The sequence below is a fragment of the Gottfriedia sp. OAE603 genome (assembly GCF_040543965.1).
Classification (GTDB): domain Bacteria; phylum Bacillota; class Bacilli; order Bacillales; family Bacillaceae_G; genus Gottfriedia; species Gottfriedia solisilvae.
In genome coordinates this window covers 2,958,628-2,984,563 of sequence record NZ_JBEUNN010000001.1, presented here as the reverse complement: position 1 = coordinate 2,984,563, position 25,936 = coordinate 2,958,628, and the positions used below count along the sequence as shown (strand labels likewise).

Genomic DNA, 25,936 nt, shown 5'->3' with positions numbered 1-25,936 from the left:
AAGGGTACTGTTCGGATAGAACAGTACCTTTTATCATATTTCACCTTAGTTTAACAGTTCTCGTATCACTCATGTTTCCACTCGAATCTTTGGCATAAACTTTAATAGACATTCCTTTTTTGGGACTTGGTATCTTCAATTGAAAGTTTCCTTTTGAGTTGGTTTTGGTCGTAAATACTTCATGATCTATCTCGATAAAAATAGTAACAAATTTTTCTGATGTTCCAGAAAGTAAATTAATCGTTTGTGCTATCGGATGTATTCTCGGAGTAGTTGGAGCTGTTTTATCTAATACAATCGTTTCGGTCGATGCTTCCTCATAAAATGCATTTTTGCTTTTCACAATTACAGTTAGCTTTTTACCCGCTAATTGCTTGTTAATCTTAATGTTAAAGTTCCCAAATTGATTTGCAATACCTTTGGCAATCGTATCGTTTCCTGAATGAATACTTACCATTGCATTTCCTTGTGTAAAACCACTAATCTTTAAGCTTTTATCAGATACCGCATTTACAAAAGGAGTTGTAATCGGTTTTGTCACAATATAGTTTGACCCATCTGATAATGACATTCGATATTGATCTGCTGCTAGTGAAAACTGTGAGACTGTTGTTGGCGTAGTACTAATACTAGTAAAATATTGAATGTTTTTACCACTAGATTCAAAATCCAATTGTTTAATTGGGAAAATTTCATTAAAAGTCGTTGATGCAAAACCACGAATCGGATTCATTTGTCCAAAATATTCTTTTAGGTAAGACGGATTATGCTGTTTCATCGTGATGGAGTTATTTAATCTAATTGTATTTGAATCTATTGTTTTTGTAGAGATTGTTTGTCCTATATTAAAAATTTGATTTGCAGTATGTTGCGTGTCAGAAAGCACTTCGTCTTGGATACATGTTATTTTCTTGTCTTTTAAGTAAATGATAGTCCGATAAACAGTAACACCGGAATAAATCGTATGTTCACCAGTCATGATGACACTGTCTTTATTTTCTACAACATTAGAAATTTTTGATTTTCCCACATTGTCTAATGAAATTGGATATGATTTGCCATCAATCGTGACAACATTATGAGCAAAGGTAGTACGCAAATATTTTTGAACTGCTTCTCTTGTGTTGTAATTATACTTTCCACTATCAATGAAAATATCTTGTCCATTTTGAGAAAATAGAAACGATAAATCATCTGCATGCTTATGAACGACGCTAAAATTACTTGCTGAAAAGACGATGGATGAAGTATCATTTCCCCAACCATCACGAATCACAGCCAGTGAATCAGATACATTAGAAACAAGAGGTGGTTGCTTTCCTTTTTCGCCTTTTGTAATCACGTATTCAAATTCAGGGTCAAGCTTTGAATAAGAGTTAGTGATTTGTGCAGACGCATAATCTGAATCTCCTAAACCAGGTAATCTAAAGTCTGATAAAACAATTTTGGAAAATGCATTTTGCCCCTTTAATACTAATTGTGACAATTCTGGATCTCCAGCAATTTTATTAATATCTTCAATTAAGTTCATCACTAGTAAAAAATAAAGAGGACTATGTTCTTTATGTAAACCTTCTGGTGTAAAGTCTTTTAAGATATGTTGCTTTGTTCGATATAAGGCATGTTCCTTCCAATCTGAGCTTGTTGAAAACTCGGGAAAATAAGAGGCCAATTCAATTAAAGATCGATCTTCATAAATTCCATGATTTGAACGGAAATTATAATATTGATCATCGTTTAAAACAACGCCATGTTTTCTAAGTATGACTTTCAAATAGTTTTGAATATCTTCAGTTGCAATAGGAGAACTCACATAGTAGTGATAGAAATACATTAAATTATTTGTACGATTTGCCATTGCATGTGACTCATATGTATACGAATCTGTAGCTTTTTCAGGGGAATGATTTACTTTCCAAAATGATTGAATCATCTCTAGTCCATAAGTTAAGTATTTTGGATCATTTGTCATTTCATAAGCATTTGTTAAATAACTCAATGCATCCAAGCTTTGATAATACAATCGCCATGTTGTACTTTTGTAAGGATCTTCTTTCCAATTTACAGGTGTCTTTATTTTATAAGCTGGATAATTAGGAGAAACAAATAACTCTCCACTTAAAATTTTTTCTGCATATTCCAATGTGTTATCCGAAACAGCACTTCTCTTTGTTATGTATATTTCCTTATTTTCTTCTGCAAATGTTTGTATTGAAGATGATATCAAAATAGCCACGGTTAAAAAAGTACATAGAATCTGTTTCATAAACCCTCCATTTAATGAATATTCTAACTATTTATTATACAACAAATATAGAATACTGACATGAATTTATGAATCTAGTCGAAAAAGAGTGAAAAAAGTAGGTTTTGGTTACACTTCTATTAAAAAAGTATTCGTGATTTCCACTTCAGGATGCTCCCTTTCCGTGGGGCGTGAGCTGAGCCTCTTCGGCTTCAACTGCGGGGTCTCACCCTTTCTGCTACTCCCACAGGAGTCTCGCACCTGTCGTTTCAATTATTCTCTTTATCATTGTTGTGCTTTAAAAGCTGCTATTGTTCAGTTTAGATTATGAACTTAATTTTGAATCGATCATAGAAATTTTATGTTAAATTAAATTTAATATTTTGAAAGATTGGGAGAGAGGTTATATGTTATTACATAAAATTGATGAAGAAGTATCGTTAAGAATGTTTAACGAAGACGACGCTGAAGAATTTTACAATCTAACTATCAGTTCAAAATCATATTTAAAAGAATGGTTAGGCTGGCTGGATTATGTTGAAAGTATAGAAGATACTGCTCAAAATATTAAATCAGGATTAAACATATATAGAAAATAGGGGATATCCAAAATCATTTGCGATCCTATTCAAAGGAGAAATTGCAGGGACAATTGGATTTAATGACATAAATAGAGCGAGCAAAATTGGTGTAGTTGGTTATTGGTTAGGAGAACAATTCCTGAAGGAATCATGATAAAAGCGCTTAATACATTAATACAATATGGCTTTGAAGAATTGGGTCTTAATCGAATTCAGATTAAAGTAGCAGTAGAAAATAAAAAAAGTAGAGCATTGCCTGAACGCTTAGGCTTTAGAAAAGGCAGGCCCAATCAGGGCACTGCCTTTTTCATTTAAAGACTCAAGTCATTCTTCTCAATATTGATGCCTATCTTACCATTCTGTATTTTAGATCGGAAAAGGGTCCAGTAAATAACGATACCAGCAATAAATAAGTAGAGAATAACTTTCGTTGTTGGTAGGAAATCTTTTGGAAGAGTTAAAATACCAACCTCAAATACTAACCAAACTATTGCCAGAATCGTAACTGGAAGTCTCCATTTTCCTAATTTGAATCCATCTGTATCAGGTAATGTTTTAATCTTAGTAGCATATGCAATAACAGTAATTAAATAAATAATTGCTGGTAGTGCTGCCGATGTACCGATTAGTAGTGATAGTTTTCCAAAATAGAAAACAGCAATAATACCTAATATAGAAACTAATATAATTGCGTTATAAGGCACATTGTGTTTTTTATCTACTCTTTTAAATACATTTGAAGCAAAGAAAACATTGTCCCTTGATAAAGCGTAAATAAGACGAGATGCGGATGCCATAATAATTAGTCCACAAGCAAAAATTGAAACAATAACTAATGCTAGAAATAAATCTGCTATTGCAGTACCTAACCGTGACTGCAAAATATCTGAAATAGGAGAAGCTGAAGCCATGATATTATTAATATCTTTAATTCCTGAAGTAACAACGATTAAGAAAATAAAACCAATAATACCAGCTAACAACATTGAATAAACAATAGCTTTTGGAACGGTTTTCTTCGCATCAACAGTTTCCTCAGCTAAGTTAGCTGCAGCTTCAAAACCGACCAATGTATACGAGCCCATTACGACCGCTAAAGCAAATGCTGTTAAATAACTTCCATTTGCACCAACCTTATGTGCTGTATATGTTAATAAAGAGAAATCTGCTCCTTTAAAAAATAAGACAAAACCTAAGATTAATATGATACCTATAAATCCAATAACTTCTGTATAAACTGCGGAATTATTAATAATCGTTGCTAATCGAACGCCAAATATATTTAATAATGCTTGAATTATAATCGTAATAATTACAACAGTTGTCAACACAGAGGTTGTACTCTTTATACCAATTAAATCAAGAAATATTGGTGCAACACCATAATCAACAGTTGGGACAACTATAATTAAATAACACAATGCAGCCCAACCGGTAAACCAGCCAAATCCACGATTAGTCAAACGACTTACCCATTGGTATACATAGCCACTAAGCGGGATTTTGCTTGATAAATCTGCAAAAATCAATGCAACAAGTAAATGGCCAACCATTACAAATGGCCATGTCCAAATTCCTGCCGGACCAGCAGCTCCCAATGCTAGACTATAGGAACTAAAGATCCCAGTTGTAATTGAAATAAAAGAAAATGCCACTGCAAATGAACTGAAAAACTTCAATGAACGGTGTAGTTCTTGTTTGTAGTTAAACGATTGTAAAGCTTCTGAATCAATACCTGGTTTGCTCATAAATCATCTCCTCCGATATACGATTTTAATTTACAGAATTTTCTTATAATTAAACTCATAGTTAATCCTTTAAAATTAACTAAAGTTTTATTATCGATAGTCCCAATATAACTAAAGAGCTAATCCTTAAAAGCTAATGATTTAAATAGGTCATCATTGTCGTTCTCTTTATGTATGTCTATAAGACTAGGAAAATATATTTCATATTCGAATATGCAACTTCCGTGCCAGTCTTTAAAATAACGAAAATATAGAGTTTGGTATTTTAAGAGGATTCAAATTTATGAAGAAATGAATAATGTATGCAATTGTGAATAATTGTCACGCTAAAAAGGGGTAAAAAAGTACCTATAAATTAGTTTATTATTAAAAAACTAATTGTTAATTATGTAATAAAACAAGTGAAGAAATACATTCTAATTACTTTATAATGTTGGCATAAAACTTGCAAATATAATTAATTGAATATTCTAAAAAACACAGAAAGGGGAAATAAGCAAATTACAAATTACATGTAAATAATTTAATTTGAAACAGATATTTGGATGGGGAGGCTTTTTATGAGAAAAATAAATAAGTTTGCGACTTTATTAATGGGAATTGCTGCTTCGTCGATGATTATTTCAGCCTGTGGAAAAGGTGAAAAAACGGGCGGACAAGAAAAAGGTTCAAAAACACTTAATTTATTAACATGGGAAGGCTATGCAGACCCAGAATTTACAAAGGGATTTGAAGATAAATATGGCGTGAAAATAAATGCTACATACTTTGGATCAAGTGATGAATTATTAGCTAAATTAAAATCTGGCGGGGGAGATACATATGACATTATTTCACCTTCATCAGATGTTGCTTCTATTTTAGTAGATTCAGATTTAGTTGAGAAAATTGATACGAGCAAAATTGAAAATTTTAGTGATTTAAATGAGCGTCTAAGATCATTAAAAGATGTTGTAAAAGATGGGAAAACATATGGCGTACCTTTTACTTGGGGACCCGACTATTTGATTTATGATGCTGATGTTATTAAAGAAGCGCCGACATCCTGGAGTACATTCTGGGATTCCAAATATAAAGGTAAAGTATCTATTTGGGATGATATTTCAAATATTTATTTAACTGGGCAAGTAATGGGATTAGATAAAAATGATGAAAGTGCCATTTACAATATGTCAGAAGAACAACTTCAAGATGCAAAGAAAAAATTGTTAGAACTTAAACCAAATATTCGTAAATATTGGGCTACAGCAGGGGAATTAAACGATTTATTTGCAAATAAAGAAGTAGTCATGGCAGTAGGTTGGCCATTAACAATCGCAGAGGTAAATGCGAAAGGTCGTAATTTAAAATGGACAATTCCAGGTGAAGGAGCAACTGGGTGGATTGATCGATTGATGATCGTAAAAGGATCAAAACATAAAGATTTGGCTGAAAAATATTTAAACTATATTTCTACACCAGAGGCTCAAGCAAAAGTTGCAAAAGTTACGACTTATGGAATTGCAAATCCAAAAGCAGCAGATTTCATGGATGACGCATTAATTGAACAAACATATGTAAATAACATGGATGACATGTTTTCAAAGTTAAACTTTTGGCAGCCTGTGAAGGATCGTAATCGTTATAACGAGATTTGGACAGAAGTTAAAACTCAGTAAAAAATATTCTTAAAAAAGGGTTACTACATTAGTAATCCTTTTTTGGAATATGGAAACAGGAGGAATAAGATGGAAGTTGTTCAAGAAAAAGTAGCAGTTGTTATCAATAAGAAAAAAAGACGGCTAAGATTATTTGTTTATATTGCATTTATTCCAACGATTATCTGGTTATTTTTGTTTTTAATCTTACCTTATCTTAATTTATTTGTTTATAGCTTTTGGCGCGCTGGACCTATAGATGTTATTAAGGAGTTTTCAACGGCAAATTACACAAAATTTTTTACTGCAACTGCTGGTGCACGTGCTCCATTTTCAATTCTGTTAGATACTCTTAAGCTCGCAGGAACTGTAACATTATTTACCATTCTACTAAGTTATCCTTTAGCTTATTTTATTAATTTTCGAGTAACGAAATATAAACGGTTTATTTATATGCTGGTTATCATTCCACTTTGGATTAGCTATATTGTTAGAGCCTATTCATGGAAAATCATTTTAGGAACAAATGGAATCTTAAATTCATCATTAATGTATTTACATATAATTGATAAACCATTGGAATTTTTCTTGTACAGTAAGATATCCGTTATTATCGGGATGGTGCACATTTATACACCATTTGTATTAATGCCAATCTATACAATTTTGGAACAAATTCCTAGAAATTTAATGGAAGCATCAAAGGATTTAGGGGGAAATAGATTTCAAACATTTTTTAAAATTATTTTTCCGTTATCTTTACCGGGTGTAATTGCAGGGGCTACATTTGCATTTGTTTTATCGATGGGTGATTTTTTAGCACCTTCTTTATTGGGGGGACCAGATAGTAATACAATGATAGCGAATTTAGTTCAATTGCAATTTGGAACATCAAATAATTGGCCATATGGGTCAGCCATTGGTGTAATTATCTTCATCCTTGTTCTAATTGTTCTAGATTTAACGGGTCGAGCTGAAAAGAAATTTTCTGCGATTGATTCAAAGGAAGAGAGGTAACCCTATGATAAAACGATTTTCATTTTTAAATAGTGCCATTTTTACGATGGCAATACTCGTACTTCTTTTTCTATATTTACCTCTGATTGTCGTGACAATCTATTCGTTTAATCCGGATAGCGTTAATAGTTTTCCAATGAGTGGATTCTCACTAAAATGGTATCAAGTAATGGCAAATAATGAAGCGCTAATTCAGTCGCTTAAAAACTCAGTCACTGTTGCGTTAATAAGTACGTTTTTTGCAATTTGTTTAGGATTGCCAGGAGCTTTTTTAGTAGATCGCTTTAATTTTCCTGGAAAAAAACTATTTGAAAGAATTGTATTGTTACCGCTAATGCTTCCAGGTATTTTAACGGGTGTAGCATTATTAAACTTTTTCCAAGAATTAGGTATTCGTTCGTCTATGTATGCTGTCATAATTGGTCATACAACATTTTTAATTGCTGTAATTATGACTCAAGTTTATGCAAGATTAAAACGCCTAGATAAAAATTTTGAACAAGCTTCATACGATCTAGGAGCGACTAAATTACAAACATTTTTTTATATTATTCTACCATCTATATCTACTTCTCTAATTGGTGCTTCAATGCTTGCATTTACTCTATCATTAGATGAAATACCCGTTACATTCTTCTTAAATGGAGTGTTTTCTACTTTACCTCTCCAAATTTGGGGCATGACACGAAATGGAATTACTCCTGAAGTAAATGCTATTTCAACAATCGTCTTTTTTGTATCGCTCATATTAATTATTATTTCAACTACATTAACTAAAGAGGAAGGAAGACGAATATGAAGGATCAAATCATTTATTTAAAAAATATTAATAAATCATATGGAACGAACCATATTGTGAAAGATTTATCGCTAGAAGTTTTTAAGGGTGAATTTTTAACACTATTAGGACCAAGCGGATGTGGAAAGACTACTACGCTTCGAGTGATTGGGGGATTTGAAGCTCCTAATTCAGGGCAAGTTTTCTTAAATGAAAAAGATGTGACGTATACTCCTCCTAATAAACGTGATGTAAATACTGTTTTTCAAAACTATGCATTATTTCCACATATGACTGTAAACGAAAACATTGAATATGGAATGAAAATGAAAAAAATTAAAAAAAATGAACGATTGGAAAGAGTTAATAAAATTTTAAAAATGGTTCAAATGGAAAGCTTTGCTACTAGGAAACCAAAGGAAATGTCAGGGGGTCAACAGCAACGTATTGCCGTTGCAAGAGCTGTAGTTAATAATCCATCAGTTCTTTTATTAGACGAACCTTTAGGAGCATTAGATTTAATAATTGCGAAAAGAAATGCAAATAGAGTTAAAGCATCTGCAAAAATCATTAGGTATGACGTTTATCTATGTTACCCATGATCAAGAAGAGGCATTAACGATGAGCGATAGAATTGCTGTTATGAATGACGGGCGAATTGATCAATTAGATACACCTGAAGCAATATATAATAACCCTAAAACGGTATTCATAGCTGATTTTATAGGAGAAACTAATTTACTTAAAGGGAAAGTTAGAAGTTTTCAAGAGAATGATGCCATAATAGAGATATTTGGTCATAAATTTAAAACTAATAGAAACGTGAATTTTAAATTAGAAGAGCAAGTAAATGTTTCAATTCGTCCAGAGAATTTAATTATATCTGATGAGAATTCTTATTTTAAAGGAGTTGTGAAAGAAATACTATTTGCTGGTTCTGTACGAAAACTTTTGGTTGATATTCACAGAGGGGAAGAAGTTGCCATAATCTTAAAAGATGACAACAAATACTATACAGGTCAAGAAGTAGGTATTACTTGGAAGAATGAACCGGTTATTTTATCGTAATCCAGGGCCGGATTTATTATTAATAAATATCCTATAGTTTAGACACCTTAAACGTCTACTCTATAGGATATTTTTAGATTTATTAAGAAGTTGATTCTGTTACATCTTTCTTAGTTTCTTTCTTTAAATTTAATGCTACAAGACTAGCAAAATCGTGAACAATCGTTGCAGCTAATAGTGAAGTAATTTGGGAAGGATCATATGGAGGTAGAACTTCCACAAGATCAAATCCTATAAAATTAAAGTCTGATAAAGAACGAATCATTTGTAATGTTTCGTAGCTATTTAGACCACCAACCTCAAGGGTACCTGTTCCAGGTGCGCATGAAGGATCAACGAAATCAATGTCAAAGCTCAAGAAACAAGGAGTATCACCAATAGTTTGTTTTACTTCTTTTATAACATCTTCAATTCCGCGTGATTTAAGTTCAGGGGTAGTAATAACTTTGTATCCAAGGTCCGTACTTGCGTCAATATCTCCAGGATGATTTAACGTTCCTCTAATGCCGATTTGAAATACTTTGTCATTTTGAAGTAAGCCTTCCTCATAAGCGCGAATAAATGGTGAACCATGCCAATACTTTTCTTCGTAATATGTGTCCCAAGTATCAGTATGTGAATCGAAATGAATTAAAGCGACTGGACCATATACTTTTGCAGCGGCACGAAGATTTGCCAAAGTAACAGAATGATCTCCACCAAGTCCAATTGGAATAATTCCTTGTTTCATAAAATCAAATACTGCTTTTTCAATTAACTCATAACTTCTATGGATATTATGAGGTATGACTGATACGTCACCAACATCAATAGCATTGCATTCATCAAAAGGATACACCTTTTGAATTGGGTGATATGGGAATAATGTCATAGATGCCTGTCGAATAGCTTGAGGAGCAAATCGAGCTCCAACACGGAAGGATGCAGCAGTATCAAATGGCATACCGATAATTGCTAGTTTTGTATTTTCTCGTGATGAAGGTAATCTCATAAATGTTCCAGATGTACAAAACTCTGGTTTTACATCAGGTGATAGTGGATATTGCATGTTTAAATACCTCCATAAAAGTTATTTATATTATGGAGTAATGCAACTTCCATGCCAGCTTTAGTAATAGGGTATTAATATCGATTTTTAGATTGTATGTGTGATATGTAGCTATGAGTAGATGAATAATGTATGCAAGGATGAATAATTTTTAATTAGAAAAAAATAGACTATGTTTCTTTTGGCTTTAGAAATAACAATCTTTTAGAAAAGAGTCTTATTAAATAATGAGTTTTAAGAGCTGTATAGTACATTACAGGGAATGTATTAATGACTATAAAAAATTGGCATAGAACTTGCAAATTAAACAATTGATTTATTTAAATATTCAAAAAAAGGAGGTTTTAAATGGAAGGTTGAGAATTAGAGGTATATGAGTTAATTTTGGAAGCGCTTAATTTAGGGAGAAGGGGATAGATAGGTGAAAAATAAAACACAGTTAAAAAGATCCTTGAAATTATGGCAAATTGTTATGATGGGGTTAGCCTATATGACTCCAATGGTAGTATTTGATACATTCGGTATTGTTTCGGATATTACTAAAGGTCATGTACCAACTGCCTATATTGTTGGGCTAATTGGAATGTTATTTACAGCAGTAAGTTACGGCAAGCTTGTAAGAGTATTTCCTGAAGCTGGGTCTGCCTATACATATACCCAGAAAGCAATAAATGGTCATCTCGGATTTCTTGTAGGATGGTCTTCACTTCTAGATTATTTGTTTTTACCAATGGTAAACGCGTTATTAACTCGAATTTATCTTAATGCACTTTTTCCAAATGTCCCAACTTGGATTTGGGTAGTTATATTTGTTGCGATCGTCACCTTTTTAAATTTAAGAAGCATTAACATGTTAGCAAACTTTAATACTTTTTTCGTATTAATACAAATTGCAATTATGGTTGTGTTTATTATTCTAGTAATAAAAGGATTAAATGCTGGAGAGGGATATGGCGGATTCAGTATGAAACCTTTCTTTAATGAAGGAATGCATTATGGAACTTTAGTAACTGGTGCAACCATTCTTTGTTTCTCATTTTTAGGATTTGATGCTGTTTCAACACTTTCAGAAGAAGCAATTAATCCTGCGGTGACAATACCAAAGGCTATTATTTATACAGCTCTATGGGGTGGGCTCATCTTTATTGTTACTTCATTTTTTATTCAATTGTATTATCCAGATATATCAAGATTTAAGCATCCAGATGCCGCTTCTCCAGAAATTGCATTATACGTAGGAGGCAAGCTATTCCAGTCTATATTCTTATGTATTACATTTATTAATACACTAGCGTCAGCATTGGCGTCGCATGCTAGTGTTTCACGTTTATTGTATGTTATGGGGCGAGATAATGTTTTTCCAGATAAATGGTTTGGATTTGTACATCCAAAGTGGAAAACGCCTGTATTCAATGTCATTTTTGTTGGTGTGATTTCATTATCTGCAATCTTTTTCGATTTAGTTACAGCTACATCTTTAATTAATTTTGGAGCTTTAATGGCATTCACGTTTGTTAATCTTTCTGTAATTAATCATTTTTACGTACGAGGAAAGATTCGTACATTTAAAGGGTTTTTCAGTTATTTGTTTATGCCTTTAATTGGTGCAGCTTCGGTTGCGATTTTATGGTTTAACATTGAGAAAAGTTCTCTTATTATGGGGTCGGTTTGGTTTTGTATTGGTTTAGGTTATCTAATTTATCTTACTAAGGCATTCCGTATTGCTCCTCCTAAATATGAAGAGGAACAGGCGTTAAATTTAACTTAGTTAAGATATGGGGCACATTCTACTTTTAGATGAATGTGTCTTTTTTTGTTTTTGTAAATGAGTAGGTTCTTAGTTGATTACCGCTTCAGGCTGCTAGCTTTTCGTGGGGTGTGCGCTTGAGCCTCCTCGGCGGAACTGCCTGTGGGGTCTCAGCTGTCCTGCTACTCTCACAGTAGTATCGCATCTTCTGTTCCAATTCACTTCTTCAATATAGTTGAGTAATTCATTTTTGAATAAAAACAATGCAAATTTGCATAATTCATGCATGTGTTCATATTTTCGTTCTTCGAAGTTCAATATTTTATGAAAACAATAAGAGTTTTATATTTATAGTTTTTTAAGTTAAATATTTGATAAATAATTTCAAAAGCCTGATATAAAGCTTTTTATTACGCTTTAACTTTATTCGAATTCAGGTAAACAATTATAGTTGGCACGGGAATTGCAATTTAGTTTTTATAAAATAGGCTCAGTTATAAAAGATCTATCAAGCCTAAAAAATAATGAGGTGTTTAAAATGAGTTCAAATACTACAGGTGTTGAAAATTTGGAAGTGGTAAGTAATCAGATTGAAAAAGATAATTCACTTCAAGAATTTCAAGAAACTTTATCTGAAGCGATTAATACGATGAATTTTCCAAAGCAAGTATTCGAATTTTTAAAATCACCAATGAGATTTTTAGAAATTAATATTCCTTTACAAATGGATAATGGTGAAACGAAGATTTTTCAAGGGTTTCGAGCTCAACATAATGATGCACTTGGTCCTACAAAAGGTGGGATTCGTTTCCATCCAGATGTAACAGCGGAAGAAGTTAAGGCCCTAGCAGGATGGATGAGCCTAAAATGTAGTATTACGGATTTACCTTATGGAGGCGCAAAAGGTGGAGTTATATGTGATCCAAGGCTTTTAAGTAATTCAGAATTGGAAAGGTTAAGTAGAGGTTATGTAAGAGCTGTCAGTCAATTAGTAGGACCTACTAAAGATATTCCTGCACCTGATATGTATACGAATTCTCAAGTAATGGCTTGGATGCTTGATGAATATGACCATATTCGGGAATTTGACTCACCTGGTTTTATTACAGGAAAACCGATTACTTTAGGTGGATCGGTTGGTCGTGAAACAGCCACTTCAAAGGGAGTATTTTATACCCTTGAATTAATAAGTGAATTAAAGAAAATTGATATTAATAATATGAAGGTTATTATCCAAGGATTTGGTAACGTAGGTAGTTACTTAGCTCAATATTTATATGAAGCTGGAGCAAAAGTCGTTGGTATATCTGATGTTCTTGGTGGGATTTATGATCCAAGTGGTTTGAACATCCCATATCTACTGGAAAATAGGGACTCATTTGGTGTTGTTTCTAATTTATTTAAAAATTCTGTTTCAAATCAAGAATTACTAGAAAAAGAATGTGATGTATTGATTCCAGCTGCGATTAGTGGAGTGATACATTCACGTAATGCTAAAAAACTTAATTGCAAAATTGTCGTTGAAGCTGCAAATGGACCAACTACGAAAGAAGCACTTGAATTTCTTGATAAGAAAGATATTTTAGTAGTTCCGGATATTTTGGCTAACTCTGGTGGAGTAATAGTTTCATATTTTGAATGGTGCCAGAATATGCAAGGGTATTATTGGACAGAAGAGCTTGTAGATCAGCGTTTAAAAGAAAAAATCTCTGACAGTTTTTTAAAAGTATACAACACTTCTAAAAATTTTAAAGTAAATATGAAAATAGCTGCTTATATTGAAGGAGTTCGTAAAATCGCTGAAGCTTGTCGTTTAAGAGGTTGGATAAAATACTAATAAAAGGGGCGATAAATGATGCTTGATATTATTTCTGAAACAAAAGAAAACCAGTTGGTACATTACTATTGCTTATTAACACAGAATAATAGATATGATCTATCGATAGCATATTCAAGTCACTTTTATGGAAAATCAATGGTTATTTCCATTCAATCTGGTCAAATGGTTTTGCTTTGCTCTGATGATATTTGTGCTGACCAGTATTGGGCTCCTAAACTAGGGATTGCAAGTGAGGATGTTGTAGAAATACAAAATTTCTTTAGTCTAGTTTTAAGTTCTAAGCAGTTTCGTGAACAATATTAGTTATTCATATTAATTTCGTGAAAGGGATGAACTTTATGTATTATAGTGCTGTAATTAGTCCTTACCATGGAATTATTGAGGAAACAACGATAGGTAGGGATTCAAGAATCTATGAATGGGAACCTTTGTTTACTATTAAAACTTCAGATGGTTTAACACAAGTTATTCATCAAGGAATAAGTGGTAAAGTAGTTTCATTAGAGGTTACTGAAGGCGATAAAGTAGTTCCAGGAATGGTACTTGCTTTTGTAAAAGAAGACTTATTTGTTACAGGGAGCGATTGATTATAAAGAGAGAGAAGATGTTAAACTCATCTTCTTTTTTTGTATTTAAATATAAGTTTAAAAAAAATGAAATTAAATCTAATGATATAGATTTCTAATCTTAGATTTTGATAAAAAGTTTAAAAATTCTGTTAAAATGGTACTATACATATATTCAGGTTCAAGGGGGGAAATCAAATGTTATCAATAAACGAGAATCAAATTAGACCCGTTATCAAAGTTAATATTGATCAATTTAAGGAAGACGACGAAATAGATATATCCTATATAAGTGAACCCTTTTTATTCTTAAGTAAGCAGAATCAAGTATTTGCTTACGTTCAAATAAATAATATTAATCAAGGCAATAAACAAAAACAAAATATAACATTATCTAAACTTATGAGCGAATCTCAATCGATTAACAGTGTATGTCATTTAAATGGTCAAATTTCATTAACAATTCTTTTTCAAATAATCGGCGAACCGATTTCAATTGTTCAAGCAAAGGAAGGTTACCCTAGTGGCTATATTCGTCGAGAAGAAATTTTGGCGGAGCTTTTTAAACAAGAGAATAAAAGTGTAGATTTGCTGAAAAGTATATTAACTTCAATACCTATGGGTACTTTTGTAGTTGATAAAGATAAAAAAATTATTAATTGTAATGATGCTGGTTTAAAAATGATCAGATCGACATCAGAAAAAGTAATTAATACAAAAGCAGAAAACATTTTTAGTGTGGAACATATCAATAATGTTTTTGCTACAGGAAAAACAATTCTTAATCACCTTCAAATTAATGACGATCTGGGTCTGCTTGTAGATTATAGTCCCATTTTCAGTTTTGATCAGGAAGTTGAAGGTATAATTATTGTTGTACAAGATCTTCCTATGGTGGAAGAAATGGCACTAGAAATTGAATATATTAAAGATCTAAATAAAGATCTGAACGCAATACTGTCTAGCATTTATGATGAAATACTTGTAGTAAATAATAGAGGAGAGTTAATCCGATATAGTGAGAATATAATTCCTGGATTTTGGAATGTGGATTTAAAAGATTTAATCGGAAAAAGCATATTGGAATTTGAAAGCCAAGGACTTTTTACGCCATCAGTTACGAAATTAGTTTTGGAGAAAAAGAAAAAAGTTTCAATCGTTCAAGAAACAATTAATGGACGAAAAGTTTTGGCTGTAGGCAATCCAGTTTTTGATGAAAATATGGAAATTGAAAGAATTATTATAGCTTCTAGAGATATTACTGAAACTTCTCGTCTTAAAACTGAGTTAAAGGAAATGAAGAAAAAATCTGAGCAGTATAAAAAGGAACTAGACGATTTCAAGAGTAAGGACCGTTTTATAAAAAAATTAATTTATTGTAGTCCTAAAATGGAGCAAATAATCAATCAAGCAAAAAAGATTGCAGATTTTTCTTCAACGGTTTTACTACATGGAGAATCTGGAGTAGGAAAAGAAGTAATTGCTCAGGCTATCCATCAGCTTGGAAACCGTTCTACTAAGCCTTTTCTTAAACTAAATTGTGGTGCAATTCCAGAAAATTTGCTTGAAAGTGAACTTTTTGGATATATTAAAGGTGCTTTTACAGGTGCTGATCAAAATAAAGATGGTTATTTTAAACAAGCTGATCAAGGTGTTTTATTTTTAGATGAAATCGGGGAAATGCCGTTACATTTACAAGTTAAACTACTTAGAGTTCTTCAAGAACAAGAAGTCATTCCAGTTGGAAGTACTAAACCAATTAAAGTGAATGTACAAATTATTGCTGCTACAAATAAAAGGTTAGAAAAAATGGTTGAAGAACGTACGTTTAGAGAGGATTTATATTATCGATTAAATGTCATTCCTTTAAATATTCCACCATTAAGAGAAAGAATTGAAGACATCTCTTTACTGGCATTTCATTTTTTACAGCAACTAAATGAAAAATATAATAAAAATTTTCATATTACACCAGATGCAATTAATGTATTAGAGTTTTATTCTTGGCCAGGTAATGTCAGAGAACTTCAAAATATCGTTGAAAGATTAGTAGTCTCTGCTGACGATCAAACAATTAATGCAGAGGATGTAAATCAGTTCCTACCAAATAGTTATGATTTTAATAAATCGAAACCTATAATTAGCAAAGTAATACCACTTCAAGAAGCAATTGATCATGTAGAGGAACAGCTAATCCTATTAGCTATGAAGCAATATAAAACAACTACTAAAGCTGCACAAGTTTTAGGTATTAGTCAATCCTCAGTTAGCCGTAAATATCAGAAAATAGTAAATGACAAAAATTTAAACAGTGAATTTATATATTAAAGAAGTACTAGTAAAGTAGTCAATATATTCAAATTTCAAATAAAAAAACGCACTTTGTGCGTTTTTTTATTTCTCTACATTGCTTTCTTTTTCTATATGACTTTCAAGTACCTCCGTCATACTAATGTGATTTTTTGAGATGCCAACTGCCATAAAAATAATGATTAGTCCAACCGCGACACATGTTCCAACTAGTAACATGTTTCATTCCTCCTTTCATAGTTTTTTAGCCTATGCGGCAAATTTTCTTAGTATGTCGGTTATTACGTTAAAAATCGTTGTTTCAATTCATTGAGTATCTTAGTTAATTTCTACAACAGGATGATCGCTTTCCGTGGGATGGGTGGTGAGCCTCCTTTCGCATAATTGCCTGAGGGGTCTCACTTGTCCACTACTCCCTCAGGAGTCTCTCACCTTACGTTCCAATTAACCTGTTTATCAACAGTTTGTTTAAAAGCAACCATTCATTGAGTGAATAAATAAGGATTATTCCATTGGTTATGCAGAGATTAATAACTCTATGCAAAATTGCATAGAAATTTAGGGTTGAACTAGCTAAATCCTTATTAAGCCTGATTATTGAAATTGGCATAGTTCTTGCAATTTAAATAGTTGTTAAGAAAATAAGGAGGGTTTGTTTAAATGGTCGATATCCAATTTAAAACAATTGATTTAAAGATGTTTATTAATGGTGAATGGAAAGATTCTAGCAATCATGAGAAACGCCCTGTTATTAACCCAGCAAATGGAGAAGTAATTGCTTTTGCTCCTGAAGGAACAATTGAAGATGCGAAAGAAGCGATTGATGTCGCTCGAAAAGCATTTAACGATGGAAGATGGTCTGAATTATCAGCTCAAGAACGGGCAACTTATTTATTTAAAATTGCAGACAAAATAGAAGAATATGTTGAAGAACTAACACAACTTGAAACACTAGACAATGGAAAGCCTAATCGTGAAGCAGGTTATGATGTGGCTGATGCAGCAGCGTGTTTCCGTTATTATGCAGGACTAATTACAAAGCCTGATGGATTTACATATCACGTTGCAGATCCGATGCAAGCTATGGTGGTTCGTGAACCGATTGGGGTTTGTGGATTAATTGTTCCATGGAATTACCCATTATTAATGAGTGTATGGAAAATAGCACCGGCACTAGCGGCTGGAAATACTATTGTCTTTAAGCCATCAGAAGTAACGCCGGTAACTCCCAAAAAATTATTTGAGATTTTCAAAGAAGTTGGTCTTCCAGATGGTGTTGCAAATATGGTTATGGGTGCAGGACTAGTTGTTGGAAATGAAATCGCAGCTAATCCTGACGTAGATATGGTTTCATTTACAGGGGGTACAAAGACTGGAAAACATATTATGAAAACTGCAGCAGATACAATGAAAAAAGTATCTTTAGAACTTGGTGGAAAATCACCAAATATTATCTTTGCTGATGCGGATTTTGAAACTGCTGTAGATTATGCCCTATTTGGAATCTATGCAGGTGCTGGTCAAGTATGTTCAGCGGGATCAAGAATTTTAGTAGAAGAATCGATATATGATCGATTTGTTGAACGCTTTGTAGAACGTGCAAAAAAAATTAAAGTAGGTCCTGGAACTGCAGCTGATGTTGAAATGGGACCACTTGTTAGTAAAGAACATTTAGAGAAAGTTTTAGGCTATATCGAAATAGGCAAAGATGAAGGAGCTCGAATTGCTTGTGGCGGAAATCGCATTATAGAAAATGGTTTTGATAAAGGTTACTTTGTTGAACCAACTGTTTTTGTAGATGTGGAACAACATATGCGAATCGTTCAAGAAGAAATTTTTGGTCCGGTTGTATGTATCCAAAAATTTAGTACGGAAGAAGAAGCATTATTGCTTGCTAACGGAACAGTATATGGCTTAGCAGGAGCAGTATTTAGTAAAGACGGAGCGAAGGCATTGAGGGTTATTAAAAAGCTTCGATCAGGTATAACTTGGATTAATTCATATCATCCAACTTATAATGAAGCACCTTGGGGTGGTTACAAGCAAAGTGGAGTTGGGCGTAGTCTAGGAACATTTGGATTAGAAGAATTCCAAGAAATTAAACAAATTAATATTAATTTACAAGTAGAACCAATTGGCTGGTTTGCAGAATAAAAAAAAATTAGTTTAGGAGTGCTAATATGAGTATCAACTTACAAAATGAACAACAGAAAAGTAAGGATGAAAAAAATGTAACCGAGTACATTAATAAGGTTTTAAGTTTAATAGAAAAAGAGACTGTAACTTCAGAAGATGCAGCTTGGATTACGAAAGAAACAGTTGATGGCTTTAGAGAACACGTAAATCCAGGTTTTCTAGCTTATCGTAAAACTGTAACAGAGGGTGGCCAATTCGCATCAGTTGAATGGTCTGACAGCGGATCTTGCTTTAAAGATGTTAATGGTAAGGAATATATTGATTGTTTAGGCGGATTTGGAATTTATAATGTGGGACATCGTAACCCTAAAGTCGTAAAGGCTGTAACAGATCAATTAAAAAGACAGGCGCTTCATAGTCAGGATTTATTAGATCCTTTACGTGCAATGTTAGCAAAAATCTTAGCAGATATTACACCGGGTGATTTAAAATACTCATTTTTTACGAATAGTGGAACAGAAAGTGTTGAAGCAGCATTGAAGCTTGCAAAAATGTATAGTGAGCGATCTACAGTTATCTCGACAACTCGTGCATTCCACGGAAAAAGTTTAGGTGCACTTTCAGGAACAGCTAAAGGAATGTTTCGTAAACCATTTCTTCCGCTTATTCAAGGATTCCGTCACGTTCCATTCGGGGACATTGATATGATGAGAAAAACGTTTGAAACATGTTCATTAGTCGGTGAGGATGTTGCTGCCGTTCTACTTGAACCAATTCAAGGTGAAGGTGGCATTATACTTCCTCCACAAAACTACTTAAAAGAAGTACGCGAATTGTGTGATGAATATGGCGCTCTATTAATTTTTGATGAAGTTCAAACAGGAATGGGACGTACTGGAAAAATGTTTGCATCTGATCTATATGAAGTTGTACCAGATATCATTTGTCTTGCAAAAGCATTTGGAGGAGGCGTTATGCCTGCTGGTGCAGTTGTGGCAAAAGAAAAAGTATTTAAAAGTTGGTTCCCAAATCCATTTATGCACACAACAACTTTTGGTGGGAATCCGTTAGCATGTGCTGCAGCAATTGCGACAATCAGCGTGCTGCTTGAAGAAAATTTACCTGAAAGAGCAGCAACTGTTGGTACCTACTTTTTGGATGAGTTAAAAGCAGCTGCAAAAGGACATGAAGATAAAGTGTTAGAAATCCGTGGTCAAGGATTAATGATTGGAATTGAATTCCATCAAGATGAGATTGGTTACGAAGTGTCAAAAGGAATGTTTGATAAAGGTGTGTTAGTAGCAGGGACTTTAATTAATTCAAAAACAATTCGAATCGAGCCATCTTTAAAAATTAGTTATGAAGAAGTGGATACTGTCGTTACTACGTTCAAAGAAGTATTATCTCATATTAGAGCTTAATCTATATTATTTTGCATGTCATGTTGTTAAAAACATGACATGCTTTGATTATTGAACAAAACTTAGTCATTTTTAATTCATTATAGATAGGATGTGTATACATGGGAGATCGAAAATTTGTTAAACTCCAAACAACAATTCCAGGACCAAAATCAAAGGAGCTACTTGAAAGAAGAAATAAATCCGTTCCTAAAGGGATTAGTAACAATAGTGAAGCATTTGTGAAAAGAGCGAAAGGTGCTCTTGTTGAAGATATTGATGGTAATACATTTATTGATTTTGCAGGTGCGATTGGAACTTTGAATGTTGGACATTCGCATCCAAGAGTCGTAAGAGCACTTCAAGGTCAAGCAGGGGATTTTATTCATACAGGATTTAATGTCATGATGTATGAATCTTATATCGAGCTCGCTGAACGACTTGCTGAAATTTCTCCTGGTAGTTTTGAAAAACAAGTGGCGTTTTTTAATAGTGGCGCGGAGGCTGTTGAAAATGCAGTGAAGATTGCTAGAAAGTATACAAAACGTCAAGGAATCATTTCGTTTACTAGAGGATTCCATGGTCGAACATTAATGACGATGTCAATGACAAGTAAAGTTAAACCATATAAATTTGGATTTGGTCCATTTGCACCTGAGGTTTATAAAGCACCATATCCTTATGTTTATCGACGTCCAGATCAAATGAGCGAAAAAGAGTATAGTAATTTTATTATTGAGCAATTTGAACATTTTCTTATAGCTGAAGTTGCTCCTGAAACGATTGCAGCTGTTGTAATGGAACCTATACAAGGTGAAGGCGGATTTATAGTTCCTGATATCGAGTTTGTTAAAAAGGTAAGAGAAATCTGTACGAAAAATGGAATTTTGTTTGTGGCAGATGAAATTCAAACTGGATTTGCTAGAACTGGTAAATACTTTGCAATTGAACACTTTGGCGTTGAACCTGATTTAATTACAATTTCAAAGTCAATGGGTGCTGGTGTTCCGATAAGTGGTGTTATAGGTAGAAAAGAAATTATGGAAGCATCTGATATTGGTGAGTTAGGTGGAACATATTCTGGTAGCCCACTTGGATGTCGAGCTGCATTGGCTGTGTTAGATATTATTGAAGATGAAGAGTTAAATGAACGAGCAGTTTTAATTGGAGAAAAAGTAAACGAGAAAATGCACCAATGGGCAAAACAATATGAACAAATTGGAGATATCCGAGGAATTGGTGCAATGTGTGCAATGGAAGTTGTCACAAATAGAAAAGATAAAACACCAGATAAAGTCACAGTTGGAAAGATTGTTAAAGAAGCAAATAATAGAGGATTAATGTTATTAAGTGCAGGAATATTTGGTAATGTGCTCCGCTTATTAATGCCTTTAACGATTACTGATGAACAGCTTGAAGAAGGATTAGATATTTTAAGAGAGTCAATTGAGGCAGTCTTACTACCAGAAATTCAGTTGGAGGTAAACTCATGAGCCAAATAAAAGAAAAATATGAAATCTACCCAATGTATATTGATGGAACATGGGTTGGAAATGATCATGAATATTTTACAAAGGTGACAAATCCTGCAACTGGTAAAATTGTAGGTGCTATTCCGACAGGTGGAACTTATGAAGCAAGACTGGCGGTAGATGCGGCTCATAATGCTTTTAAATCATGGTCAAAAAAGACTGCAGAAGAAAGATATCAGCTGTTAATGAATTGGTATCGTCTCATTGATGAAAAGAAGGAAGAAATTGCTAGATTAATGACTATTGAACAAGGAAAGCCCTTAAAAGAAGCTCTTGGGGAAATAATGTATGCAAACGGATTTATCTCTTGGTATGCAGAAGAAGGAAAACGAATATACGGAGAAACAATTCCTGCATCTCACCCTAATAAGCGAATTCTAGTAAGGAAAGAGCCAGTTGGAGTTGTTGCAGCAATTACACCGTGGAATTTTCCTGCAGCAATGATTACTAGAAAAGTGGCACCAGCTCTTGCAGCAGGCTGTACAACTGTCATTAAACCAGCGACACAAACACCGTTAACAGCATTGAAACTAGCAGAGCTTGCACATGAAGCTGGAATCCCAAAAGGGGTTATTAATGTTGTTACCGGTAAATCATCAGAAATTGGTGAAGTATGGCTAAATGATTCAAGAGTTACAAAAATTACATTTACTGGATCAACAGAAGTAGGTAAAACGCTTATGAGAAATGCGGCTGAAAATGTCAAAAAGGTTTCTTTAGAGCTCGGTGGAAATGCACCATTTATCGTAATGGATGATGCAAATTTATCAAAAGCAGCAGTTGGTTTAGTTCAATCAAAATTCCGTAATGCGGGTCAAACTTGTATTTGTACGAATCGTATTTATGTACAAGAAAGTGTAGCAGAAGAATTTACGCATTTATTTACGAGAGAACTAGAAAAATTAAAGGTTGGAAATGGATTGGAAGAAGGAATTGATGTTGGACCTTTAATTGACAATACTGCGCTGGAAAAAGTAAAAACATTAGTAGATGATGCAACTAAAAACGGTGGGAAAGTAGTATTTAGTGGCAATAAACCGGCTGAAGAAAATGGTTTTTATTACGCACCAACCATTTTAACTGGAATTACTGACGAAATGGCATGCATGAAGGAAGAAATATTTGGTCCACTTGCACCTATCTCTACTTTTAAAACGGAAGAAGAAGTGATTGAAAGAGCAAATAATTCAGTATATGGATTAGCTGCTTATGTGTATACGGAGAATTTAAGTCGTTCGTTCCGTATTACAGAGGCGCTTGAATACGGCATTATTGGATTAAATGATGCGTTACCTTCAGCGGTACAAGTTCCGTTTGGTGGTTATAAAGAGAGCGGACTTGGAAGAGAAGGCGGTCACTATGGAATCGAGGAGTTTTTAGAGGTTAAATATATTTCAATTGGGTTAGATATTTAAGACTTAAATAGTAGTTTAATAGTATTTCCTATAATGAAAATGTAAGCCAGATAAACAGTCAATGAAGTAATGTGATTGATAGTTTACTGGCTTATTATGTAGATTGATTGAGGTGAGGAAATTGCCAGGAGCATTACATGGAATAAAAATCATAGATTTAACCAGAGTGCTGGCTGGTCCCTTTTGTACGATGATCTTAGGAGATTTAGGGGCCGAGGTAATAAAAGTAGAAAGTATTGATCGTGGTGATGAAACAAGAGGATGGGGACCACCTTTTGTTGAAGGAGAAAGTGCATATTATTTATGTGCCAATAGAAATAAGCAAGGCTTTACGCTGAACCTGAAAAGTGAGCAGGGTAAGGAAATATTAAAAAAGCTAATTTCAGAGGCTGATGTGGTCATTCAAAATTTCAAGCCAGGAACATTAGCGAAATTAGGTTTTGCCTATGATGATATGACAAAGATAAAAGAAGATATTATATTAGCTTCAATAAGTGGGTTTGGTAGTCAAGGACCTAATTCAAATTTACCTGGATACGATTATATTATCCAAGCCATGTCTGGATTAATGAGCATAACCGGAGAGAAAGAGCTACAACCAACAAAAGTCGGAGTAGCCATTTCAGATGTATTAACTGGATTATTTACTTGCATTGGAATTCTTGCTTCATTACATCATCGCAATTATTCAGGAGAAGGACAGGAAATCGATATTTCCTTATTTGACTCTCAACTAGCTGCTTTAGTGAATGTAGCTAGTAATTATTTATGTAGTGGAAATATACCAGAACGAATGGGGAATTATCATCCAAATATTGTTCCATACCAAGTTTTTTCTGCGAGTGACGGAGAACTGGTTATAGCAGTTGGTAACGATGAACAATTTAGGAGATTTGCTTTACTAATTGAAGAACCAATTTTATTGGAAGAAACATTCAAGACAAATTCTAGTCGCTTACAGCATAGAAAACAAATAGAACAATTAATCCAAAATAAGTTAATTTCAAAAAGTAAAAGTGAATGGAAAGAACTTTTAAATCAAAATGGTATCCCTAACGGCCCTATTTATAATATTAGTGAAGCCCTACAGTCTGAACAAGCTCAATCGAGAAATATGGTTTTAGATGTAAATCATCCTTTCATAAAAAATCTAAAGTTAGTTGGATCACCATTAAAATTATCGAAAACGCCAATTGAAGTTTTGAGACACCCTCCATTACATGGCGAGCATACTGAAGAAATAATGAGTAAACTTGGATATTCACAATCAGAAATAGAAGAAATGAAATTAAATCATTCAATTTGAGGAGGAAATAAAGATGGATTTTTCATTATCGGAGGAACAAATTAGTGTACGAAAGGTAGTACGAAGTTTTGTGGATAAAGAAATTATTCCTTTTATAAAAGAGTGGGATGAAAAAGGGCACTTTGAAACAAATATTCTAAATCGACTTGCTGAGTTACAACTAATGGGAGTTTGTATTCCAGAGCAATACGGTGGAGTAGGGATGGACTATAATACATTGGCAATCGTGTGTGAAGAATTAGAAAGAGGAGATACTGCTTTCCGTACGGCTGTTTCTGTTCATACAGGTTTAAATAGCATGACATTATTACAATGTGGAAATGAAGAACAAAAGCTAAAATATCTTGTTCCACAAGCTAAGGGTAAGAAAATTGGTGCTTTTGGATTAACTGAACCAGATGCAGGTTCAGATGTAGTGGCTATGAAAACAACTGCTGTCAAAGATGGTGACAGTTACCTATTAAATGGATCAAAGACATGGATTTCATTATGTGATGTAGCTGACCATTTTTTAATTTTTGCTAAAACAAGTCACGACTTAAAGCACCATGGTATATCTTGTTTTATTGTAGAACGTTCTTTTGAAGGTGTTTCTACAAAAGCGATAAAAGGAAAAATGGGAATTCGAGCAGGAAATACTGGTGAAGTATTCTTAGATGATGTAAGAGTGCCTGCTGAAAATTTATTAGGCTTTGAAGGTGAAGGATTTAAAATTGCAATGTCTGCACTTGATAATGGACGATTTACAGTAGCAGCTGGTGCTTGTGGATTAATCCAAGCATCCCTTGAAGCAAGTGTAAAATATTGCCACGAACGAAAAACGTTTGGTAAAGAAATAGGAAAACACCAACTTGTTCAACAGATGATTTCTAAAATGTCATCAAACCTTGAAATCTCAAGATTATTAGTTTATAAAGCTGGTTGGTTAAAAAATAATGGTAAGCGAAATACAAGAGAAACTTCACTAGCGAAATGGATTTCGTGTAATGCCGCAAATGAGGCTGCAAATGATGCAGTGCAAATTCATGGTGCATACGGATTTTCAAATGAGTTTCCTGTAGAGCGTTATTTAAGAAATTCAAAAGCTCCAGTAATCTACGAAGGAACAAGAGAAATTCATACAATTATGCAGGCTGAATATGACTTAGGCTATAGGGAAGATAAAATCTTAAGAAAAATGCTTCCATCTTGGCCATTTGAAGAGGTTAATGTAGAAACAGTTAAATCCTAAAAACGGAATATCGCCATTTGTGGCTATATCTAACTAAAATAGTTATTTATGAATGACATAGAGAGATATCTCTTGTCTTTTTTTTGTTAAAAGAATTTCATTTGTTTGTTAGTAACGGTAATTTGAATTTTAACAATTGCCCGTGACAATTATACTTCCTTTCTCTTTAAGCGATAAGGTCTAAATGACTATTTCCCCCAAATTCTAATCTTCTCATTTTAAAAAAATTTATTTACATAATATACTTACAGATAATTTTTACCAAATTCTATATTAGTCTCTATATTTCGGCATTATTTTAGGAGAAAACTGTTTTTTTTTATATCAGAAC

At 33.3% G+C, this 25,936-nt stretch carries 22 protein-coding genes; 18 read left to right on the top strand and 4 right to left on the bottom strand.

Annotation, left to right across the window (positions count from 1 at the left end):
* Window positions 1-40 precede the first annotated feature (40 nt).
* Window positions 41-2,266, bottom strand: a complete 2,226-nt coding sequence (locus ABID96_RS15310; RefSeq protein WP_192602774.1) for a heparinase II/III domain-containing protein — start codon at window positions 2,264-2,266, stop codon at window positions 41-43.
* 386 nt (window positions 2,267-2,652) lie between these two features.
* Here ABID96_RS15310 and ABID96_RS15305 point away from each other — a divergent pair, with 386 nt between their 5' ends.
* Together ABID96_RS15305 and ABID96_RS15300 are read left to right on the top strand one after the other, a co-directional pair.
* Entirely contained in the window at window positions 2,653-2,844 is a 192-nt protein-coding gene (locus tag ABID96_RS15305; protein WP_377896937.1) for a GNAT family protein, read from the top strand.
* Window positions 2,845-2,946: 102 nt separating this feature from the next.
* The gene (locus tag ABID96_RS15300) at window positions 2,947-3,141 is read left to right on the top strand and encodes a GNAT family N-acetyltransferase (protein WP_377896936.1); all 195 of its coding nucleotides are present in this window, start codon (window positions 2,947-2,949) and stop codon (window positions 3,139-3,141) included.
* Here the strand turns inward: ABID96_RS15300 and ABID96_RS15295 are convergent.
* Window positions 3,138-4,574 carry an amino acid permease gene (locus ABID96_RS15295; RefSeq protein ID WP_192602773.1) on the bottom strand — a complete coding sequence of 479 codons (1,437 nt, stop codon included), beginning with the start codon at window positions 4,572-4,574 and terminating at the stop codon, window positions 3,138-3,140. The genes ABID96_RS15300 and ABID96_RS15295 overlap by 4 nt on opposite strands.
* 560 nt (window positions 4,575-5,134) lie before the next feature.
* On the opposite strand from ABID96_RS15295, the gene ABID96_RS15290 reads away from it, so the two are divergent.
* The 5 genes from ABID96_RS15290 (at window position 5,135) to ABID96_RS15270 (ending at window position 9,074) form a co-directional block, all read left to right on the top strand.
* Window positions 5,135-6,232: an ABC transporter substrate-binding protein gene (locus tag ABID96_RS15290; RefSeq protein ID WP_192602772.1), complete on the top strand. Its 1,098-nt coding sequence runs from the start codon at window positions 5,135-5,137 to the stop codon at window positions 6,230-6,232.
* A gap of 69 nt (window positions 6,233-6,301) precedes the next feature.
* Window positions 6,302-7,228 (top strand): ABC transporter permease, encoded by a 927-nt coding sequence (locus ABID96_RS15285; protein WP_192602771.1) that lies wholly within the window; start codon window positions 6,302-6,304, stop codon window positions 7,226-7,228.
* 4 nt (window positions 7,229-7,232) lie between these two features.
* Window positions 7,233-8,027 (top strand): ABC transporter permease, encoded by a 795-nt coding sequence (locus ABID96_RS15280; protein ID WP_192602770.1) that lies wholly within the window; start codon window positions 7,233-7,235, stop codon window positions 8,025-8,027.
* Window positions 8,024-8,608 carry an ABC transporter ATP-binding protein gene (locus ABID96_RS15275; protein ID WP_377896935.1) on the top strand — a complete coding sequence of 195 codons (585 nt, stop codon included), beginning with the start codon at window positions 8,024-8,026 and terminating at the stop codon, window positions 8,606-8,608. The genes ABID96_RS15280 and ABID96_RS15275 overlap by 4 nt, the downstream gene beginning before the upstream one ends.
* A gap of 19 nt (window positions 8,609-8,627) precedes the next feature.
* On the top strand, window positions 8,628-9,074 hold the full coding sequence (locus ABID96_RS15270) for a TOBE domain-containing protein (protein ID WP_377896934.1): 447 nt from the start codon (window positions 8,628-8,630) through the stop codon (window positions 9,072-9,074).
* Between the two features lie 82 nt (window positions 9,075-9,156).
* Here ABID96_RS15270 and speB read toward each other — a convergent pair whose 3' ends face one another.
* The gene (gene speB, locus ABID96_RS15265; protein ID WP_192602768.1) at window positions 9,157-10,122 is read right to left on the bottom strand and encodes an agmatinase; all 966 of its coding nucleotides are present in this window, start codon (window positions 10,120-10,122) and stop codon (window positions 9,157-9,159) included.
* A gap of 472 nt (window positions 10,123-10,594) precedes the next feature.
* Here speB and ABID96_RS15260 point away from each other — a divergent pair, with 472 nt between their 5' ends.
* From ABID96_RS15260 to ABID96_RS15240, 5 genes are all read left to right on the top strand, one after another.
* On the top strand, window positions 10,595-11,890 hold the full coding sequence (locus ABID96_RS15260; RefSeq protein WP_192603163.1) for an APC family permease: 1,296 nt from the start codon (window positions 10,595-10,597) through the stop codon (window positions 11,888-11,890).
* Between the two features lie 517 nt (window positions 11,891-12,407).
* A complete protein-coding gene (locus tag ABID96_RS15255) occupies window positions 12,408-13,706 on the top strand; it encodes a Glu/Leu/Phe/Val family dehydrogenase (protein WP_192602767.1) in 1,299 nt (432 codons plus the stop codon).
* Window positions 13,707-13,724: 18 nt separating this feature from the next.
* On the top strand, window positions 13,725-14,012 hold the full coding sequence (locus tag ABID96_RS15250) for an SAV0927 family protein (RefSeq protein WP_377896933.1): 288 nt from the start codon (window positions 13,725-13,727) through the stop codon (window positions 14,010-14,012).
* A gap of 35 nt (window positions 14,013-14,047) precedes the next feature.
* Window positions 14,048-14,296, top strand: a complete 249-nt coding sequence (locus tag ABID96_RS15245; protein WP_192602765.1) for a biotin/lipoyl attachment domain-containing protein — start codon at window positions 14,048-14,050, stop codon at window positions 14,294-14,296.
* A 177-nt stretch (window positions 14,297-14,473) separates the two neighbouring features.
* Window positions 14,474-16,603, top strand: a complete 2,130-nt coding sequence (locus tag ABID96_RS15240; protein WP_192602764.1) for a sigma 54-interacting transcriptional regulator — start codon at window positions 14,474-14,476, stop codon at window positions 16,601-16,603.
* Window positions 16,604-16,669: 66 nt separating this feature from the next.
* Here the strand turns inward: ABID96_RS15240 and ABID96_RS15235 are convergent, their stop codons facing one another.
* Complete coding sequence (locus tag ABID96_RS15235) at window positions 16,670-16,804, bottom strand: hypothetical protein (protein WP_377896932.1); 135 nt, start codon at window positions 16,802-16,804, stop codon at window positions 16,670-16,672.
* A 441-nt stretch (window positions 16,805-17,245) separates the two neighbouring features.
* Here ABID96_RS15235 and ABID96_RS15230 point away from each other — a divergent pair, with 441 nt between their 5' ends.
* The 6 genes from ABID96_RS15230 to ABID96_RS15205 all read left to right on the top strand — a co-directional run bounded on the left by ABID96_RS15230 (window position 17,246) and on the right by ABID96_RS15205 (window position 25,605).
* Window positions 17,246-18,739 (top strand): aldehyde dehydrogenase family protein, encoded by a 1,494-nt coding sequence (locus ABID96_RS15230; RefSeq protein WP_192602763.1) that lies wholly within the window; start codon window positions 17,246-17,248, stop codon window positions 18,737-18,739.
* 26 nt (window positions 18,740-18,765) lie between these two features.
* Window positions 18,766-20,142, top strand: a complete 1,377-nt coding sequence (locus tag ABID96_RS15225; RefSeq protein ID WP_192602762.1) for a putrescine aminotransferase — start codon at window positions 18,766-18,768, stop codon at window positions 20,140-20,142.
* A gap of 101 nt (window positions 20,143-20,243) precedes the next feature.
* Entirely contained in the window at window positions 20,244-21,614 is a 1,371-nt protein-coding gene (gene gabT / locus ABID96_RS15220) for a 4-aminobutyrate--2-oxoglutarate transaminase (RefSeq protein ID WP_192602761.1), read from the top strand.
* The gene (locus tag ABID96_RS15215) at window positions 21,611-23,068 is read left to right on the top strand and encodes an NAD-dependent succinate-semialdehyde dehydrogenase (RefSeq protein ID WP_192602760.1); all 1,458 of its coding nucleotides are present in this window, start codon (window positions 21,611-21,613) and stop codon (window positions 23,066-23,068) included. Before gabT ends, ABID96_RS15215 begins: the two co-directional genes overlap by 4 nt.
* Window positions 23,069-23,189: 121 nt before the next feature.
* Window positions 23,190-24,374, top strand: coding sequence for a CaiB/BaiF CoA transferase family protein (locus ABID96_RS15210; protein WP_192602759.1), 1,185 nt, complete (start codon window positions 23,190-23,192; stop codon window positions 24,372-24,374).
* Between the two features lie 13 nt (window positions 24,375-24,387).
* Window positions 24,388-25,605: an acyl-CoA dehydrogenase family protein gene (locus ABID96_RS15205; RefSeq protein WP_192602758.1), complete on the top strand. Its 1,218-nt coding sequence runs from the start codon at window positions 24,388-24,390 to the stop codon at window positions 25,603-25,605.
* Window positions 25,606-25,936: the final 331 nt, after the last annotated feature.

Bases quoted from the DNA above. Each gene is read 5' to 3' on its own strand.
- ABID96_RS15240 (WP_192602764.1), top strand. From the start codon at position 14,474: ATGTTATCAATAAACGAGAATCAAATTAGACCCGTTATCAAAGTTAAT.
- ABID96_RS15280 (WP_192602770.1), top strand. From the start codon at position 7,233: ATGATAAAACGATTTTCATTTTTAAATAGTGCCATTTTTACGATGGCA.
- ABID96_RS15285 (WP_192602771.1), top strand. From the start codon at position 6,302: ATGGAAGTTGTTCAAGAAAAAGTAGCAGTTGTTATCAATAAGAAAAAA.
- ABID96_RS15295 (WP_192602773.1), bottom strand. From the start codon at position 4,574: ATGAGCAAACCAGGTATTGATTCAGAAGCTTTACAATCGTTTAACTAC.
- ABID96_RS15305 (WP_377896937.1), top strand. From the start codon at position 2,653: ATGTTATTACATAAAATTGATGAAGAAGTATCGTTAAGAATGTTTAAC.
- ABID96_RS15215 (WP_192602760.1), top strand. From the start codon at position 21,611: ATGAGCCAAATAAAAGAAAAATATGAAATCTACCCAATGTATATTGAT.
- ABID96_RS15310 (WP_192602774.1), bottom strand. From the start codon at position 2,266: ATGAAACAGATTCTATGTACTTTTTTAACCGTGGCTATTTTGATATCA.
- ABID96_RS15250 (WP_377896933.1), top strand. From the start codon at position 13,725: ATGCTTGATATTATTTCTGAAACAAAAGAAAACCAGTTGGTACATTAC.
- gabT (WP_192602761.1), top strand. From the start codon at position 20,244: ATGGGAGATCGAAAATTTGTTAAACTCCAAACAACAATTCCAGGACCA.
- ABID96_RS15205 (WP_192602758.1), top strand. From the start codon at position 24,388: ATGGATTTTTCATTATCGGAGGAACAAATTAGTGTACGAAAGGTAGTA.
- ABID96_RS15275 (WP_377896935.1), top strand. From the start codon at position 8,024: ATGAAGGATCAAATCATTTATTTAAAAAATATTAATAAATCATATGGA.
- ABID96_RS15245 (WP_192602765.1), top strand. From the start codon at position 14,048: ATGTATTATAGTGCTGTAATTAGTCCTTACCATGGAATTATTGAGGAA.
- ABID96_RS15290 (WP_192602772.1), top strand. From the start codon at position 5,135: ATGAGAAAAATAAATAAGTTTGCGACTTTATTAATGGGAATTGCTGCT.
- ABID96_RS15235 (WP_377896932.1), bottom strand. From the start codon at position 16,804: ATGTTACTAGTTGGAACATGTGTCGCGGTTGGACTAATCATTATTTTT.
- ABID96_RS15270 (WP_377896934.1), top strand. From the start codon at position 8,628: ATGAGCGATAGAATTGCTGTTATGAATGACGGGCGAATTGATCAATTA.
- speB (WP_192602768.1), bottom strand. From the start codon at position 10,122: ATGCAATATCCACTATCACCTGATGTAAAACCAGAGTTTTGTACATCT.
- ABID96_RS15255 (WP_192602767.1), top strand. From the start codon at position 12,408: ATGAGTTCAAATACTACAGGTGTTGAAAATTTGGAAGTGGTAAGTAAT.
- ABID96_RS15260 (WP_192603163.1), top strand. From the start codon at position 10,595: ATGATGGGGTTAGCCTATATGACTCCAATGGTAGTATTTGATACATTC.
- ABID96_RS15230 (WP_192602763.1), top strand. From the start codon at position 17,246: ATGGTCGATATCCAATTTAAAACAATTGATTTAAAGATGTTTATTAAT.
- ABID96_RS15225 (WP_192602762.1), top strand. From the start codon at position 18,766: ATGAGTATCAACTTACAAAATGAACAACAGAAAAGTAAGGATGAAAAA.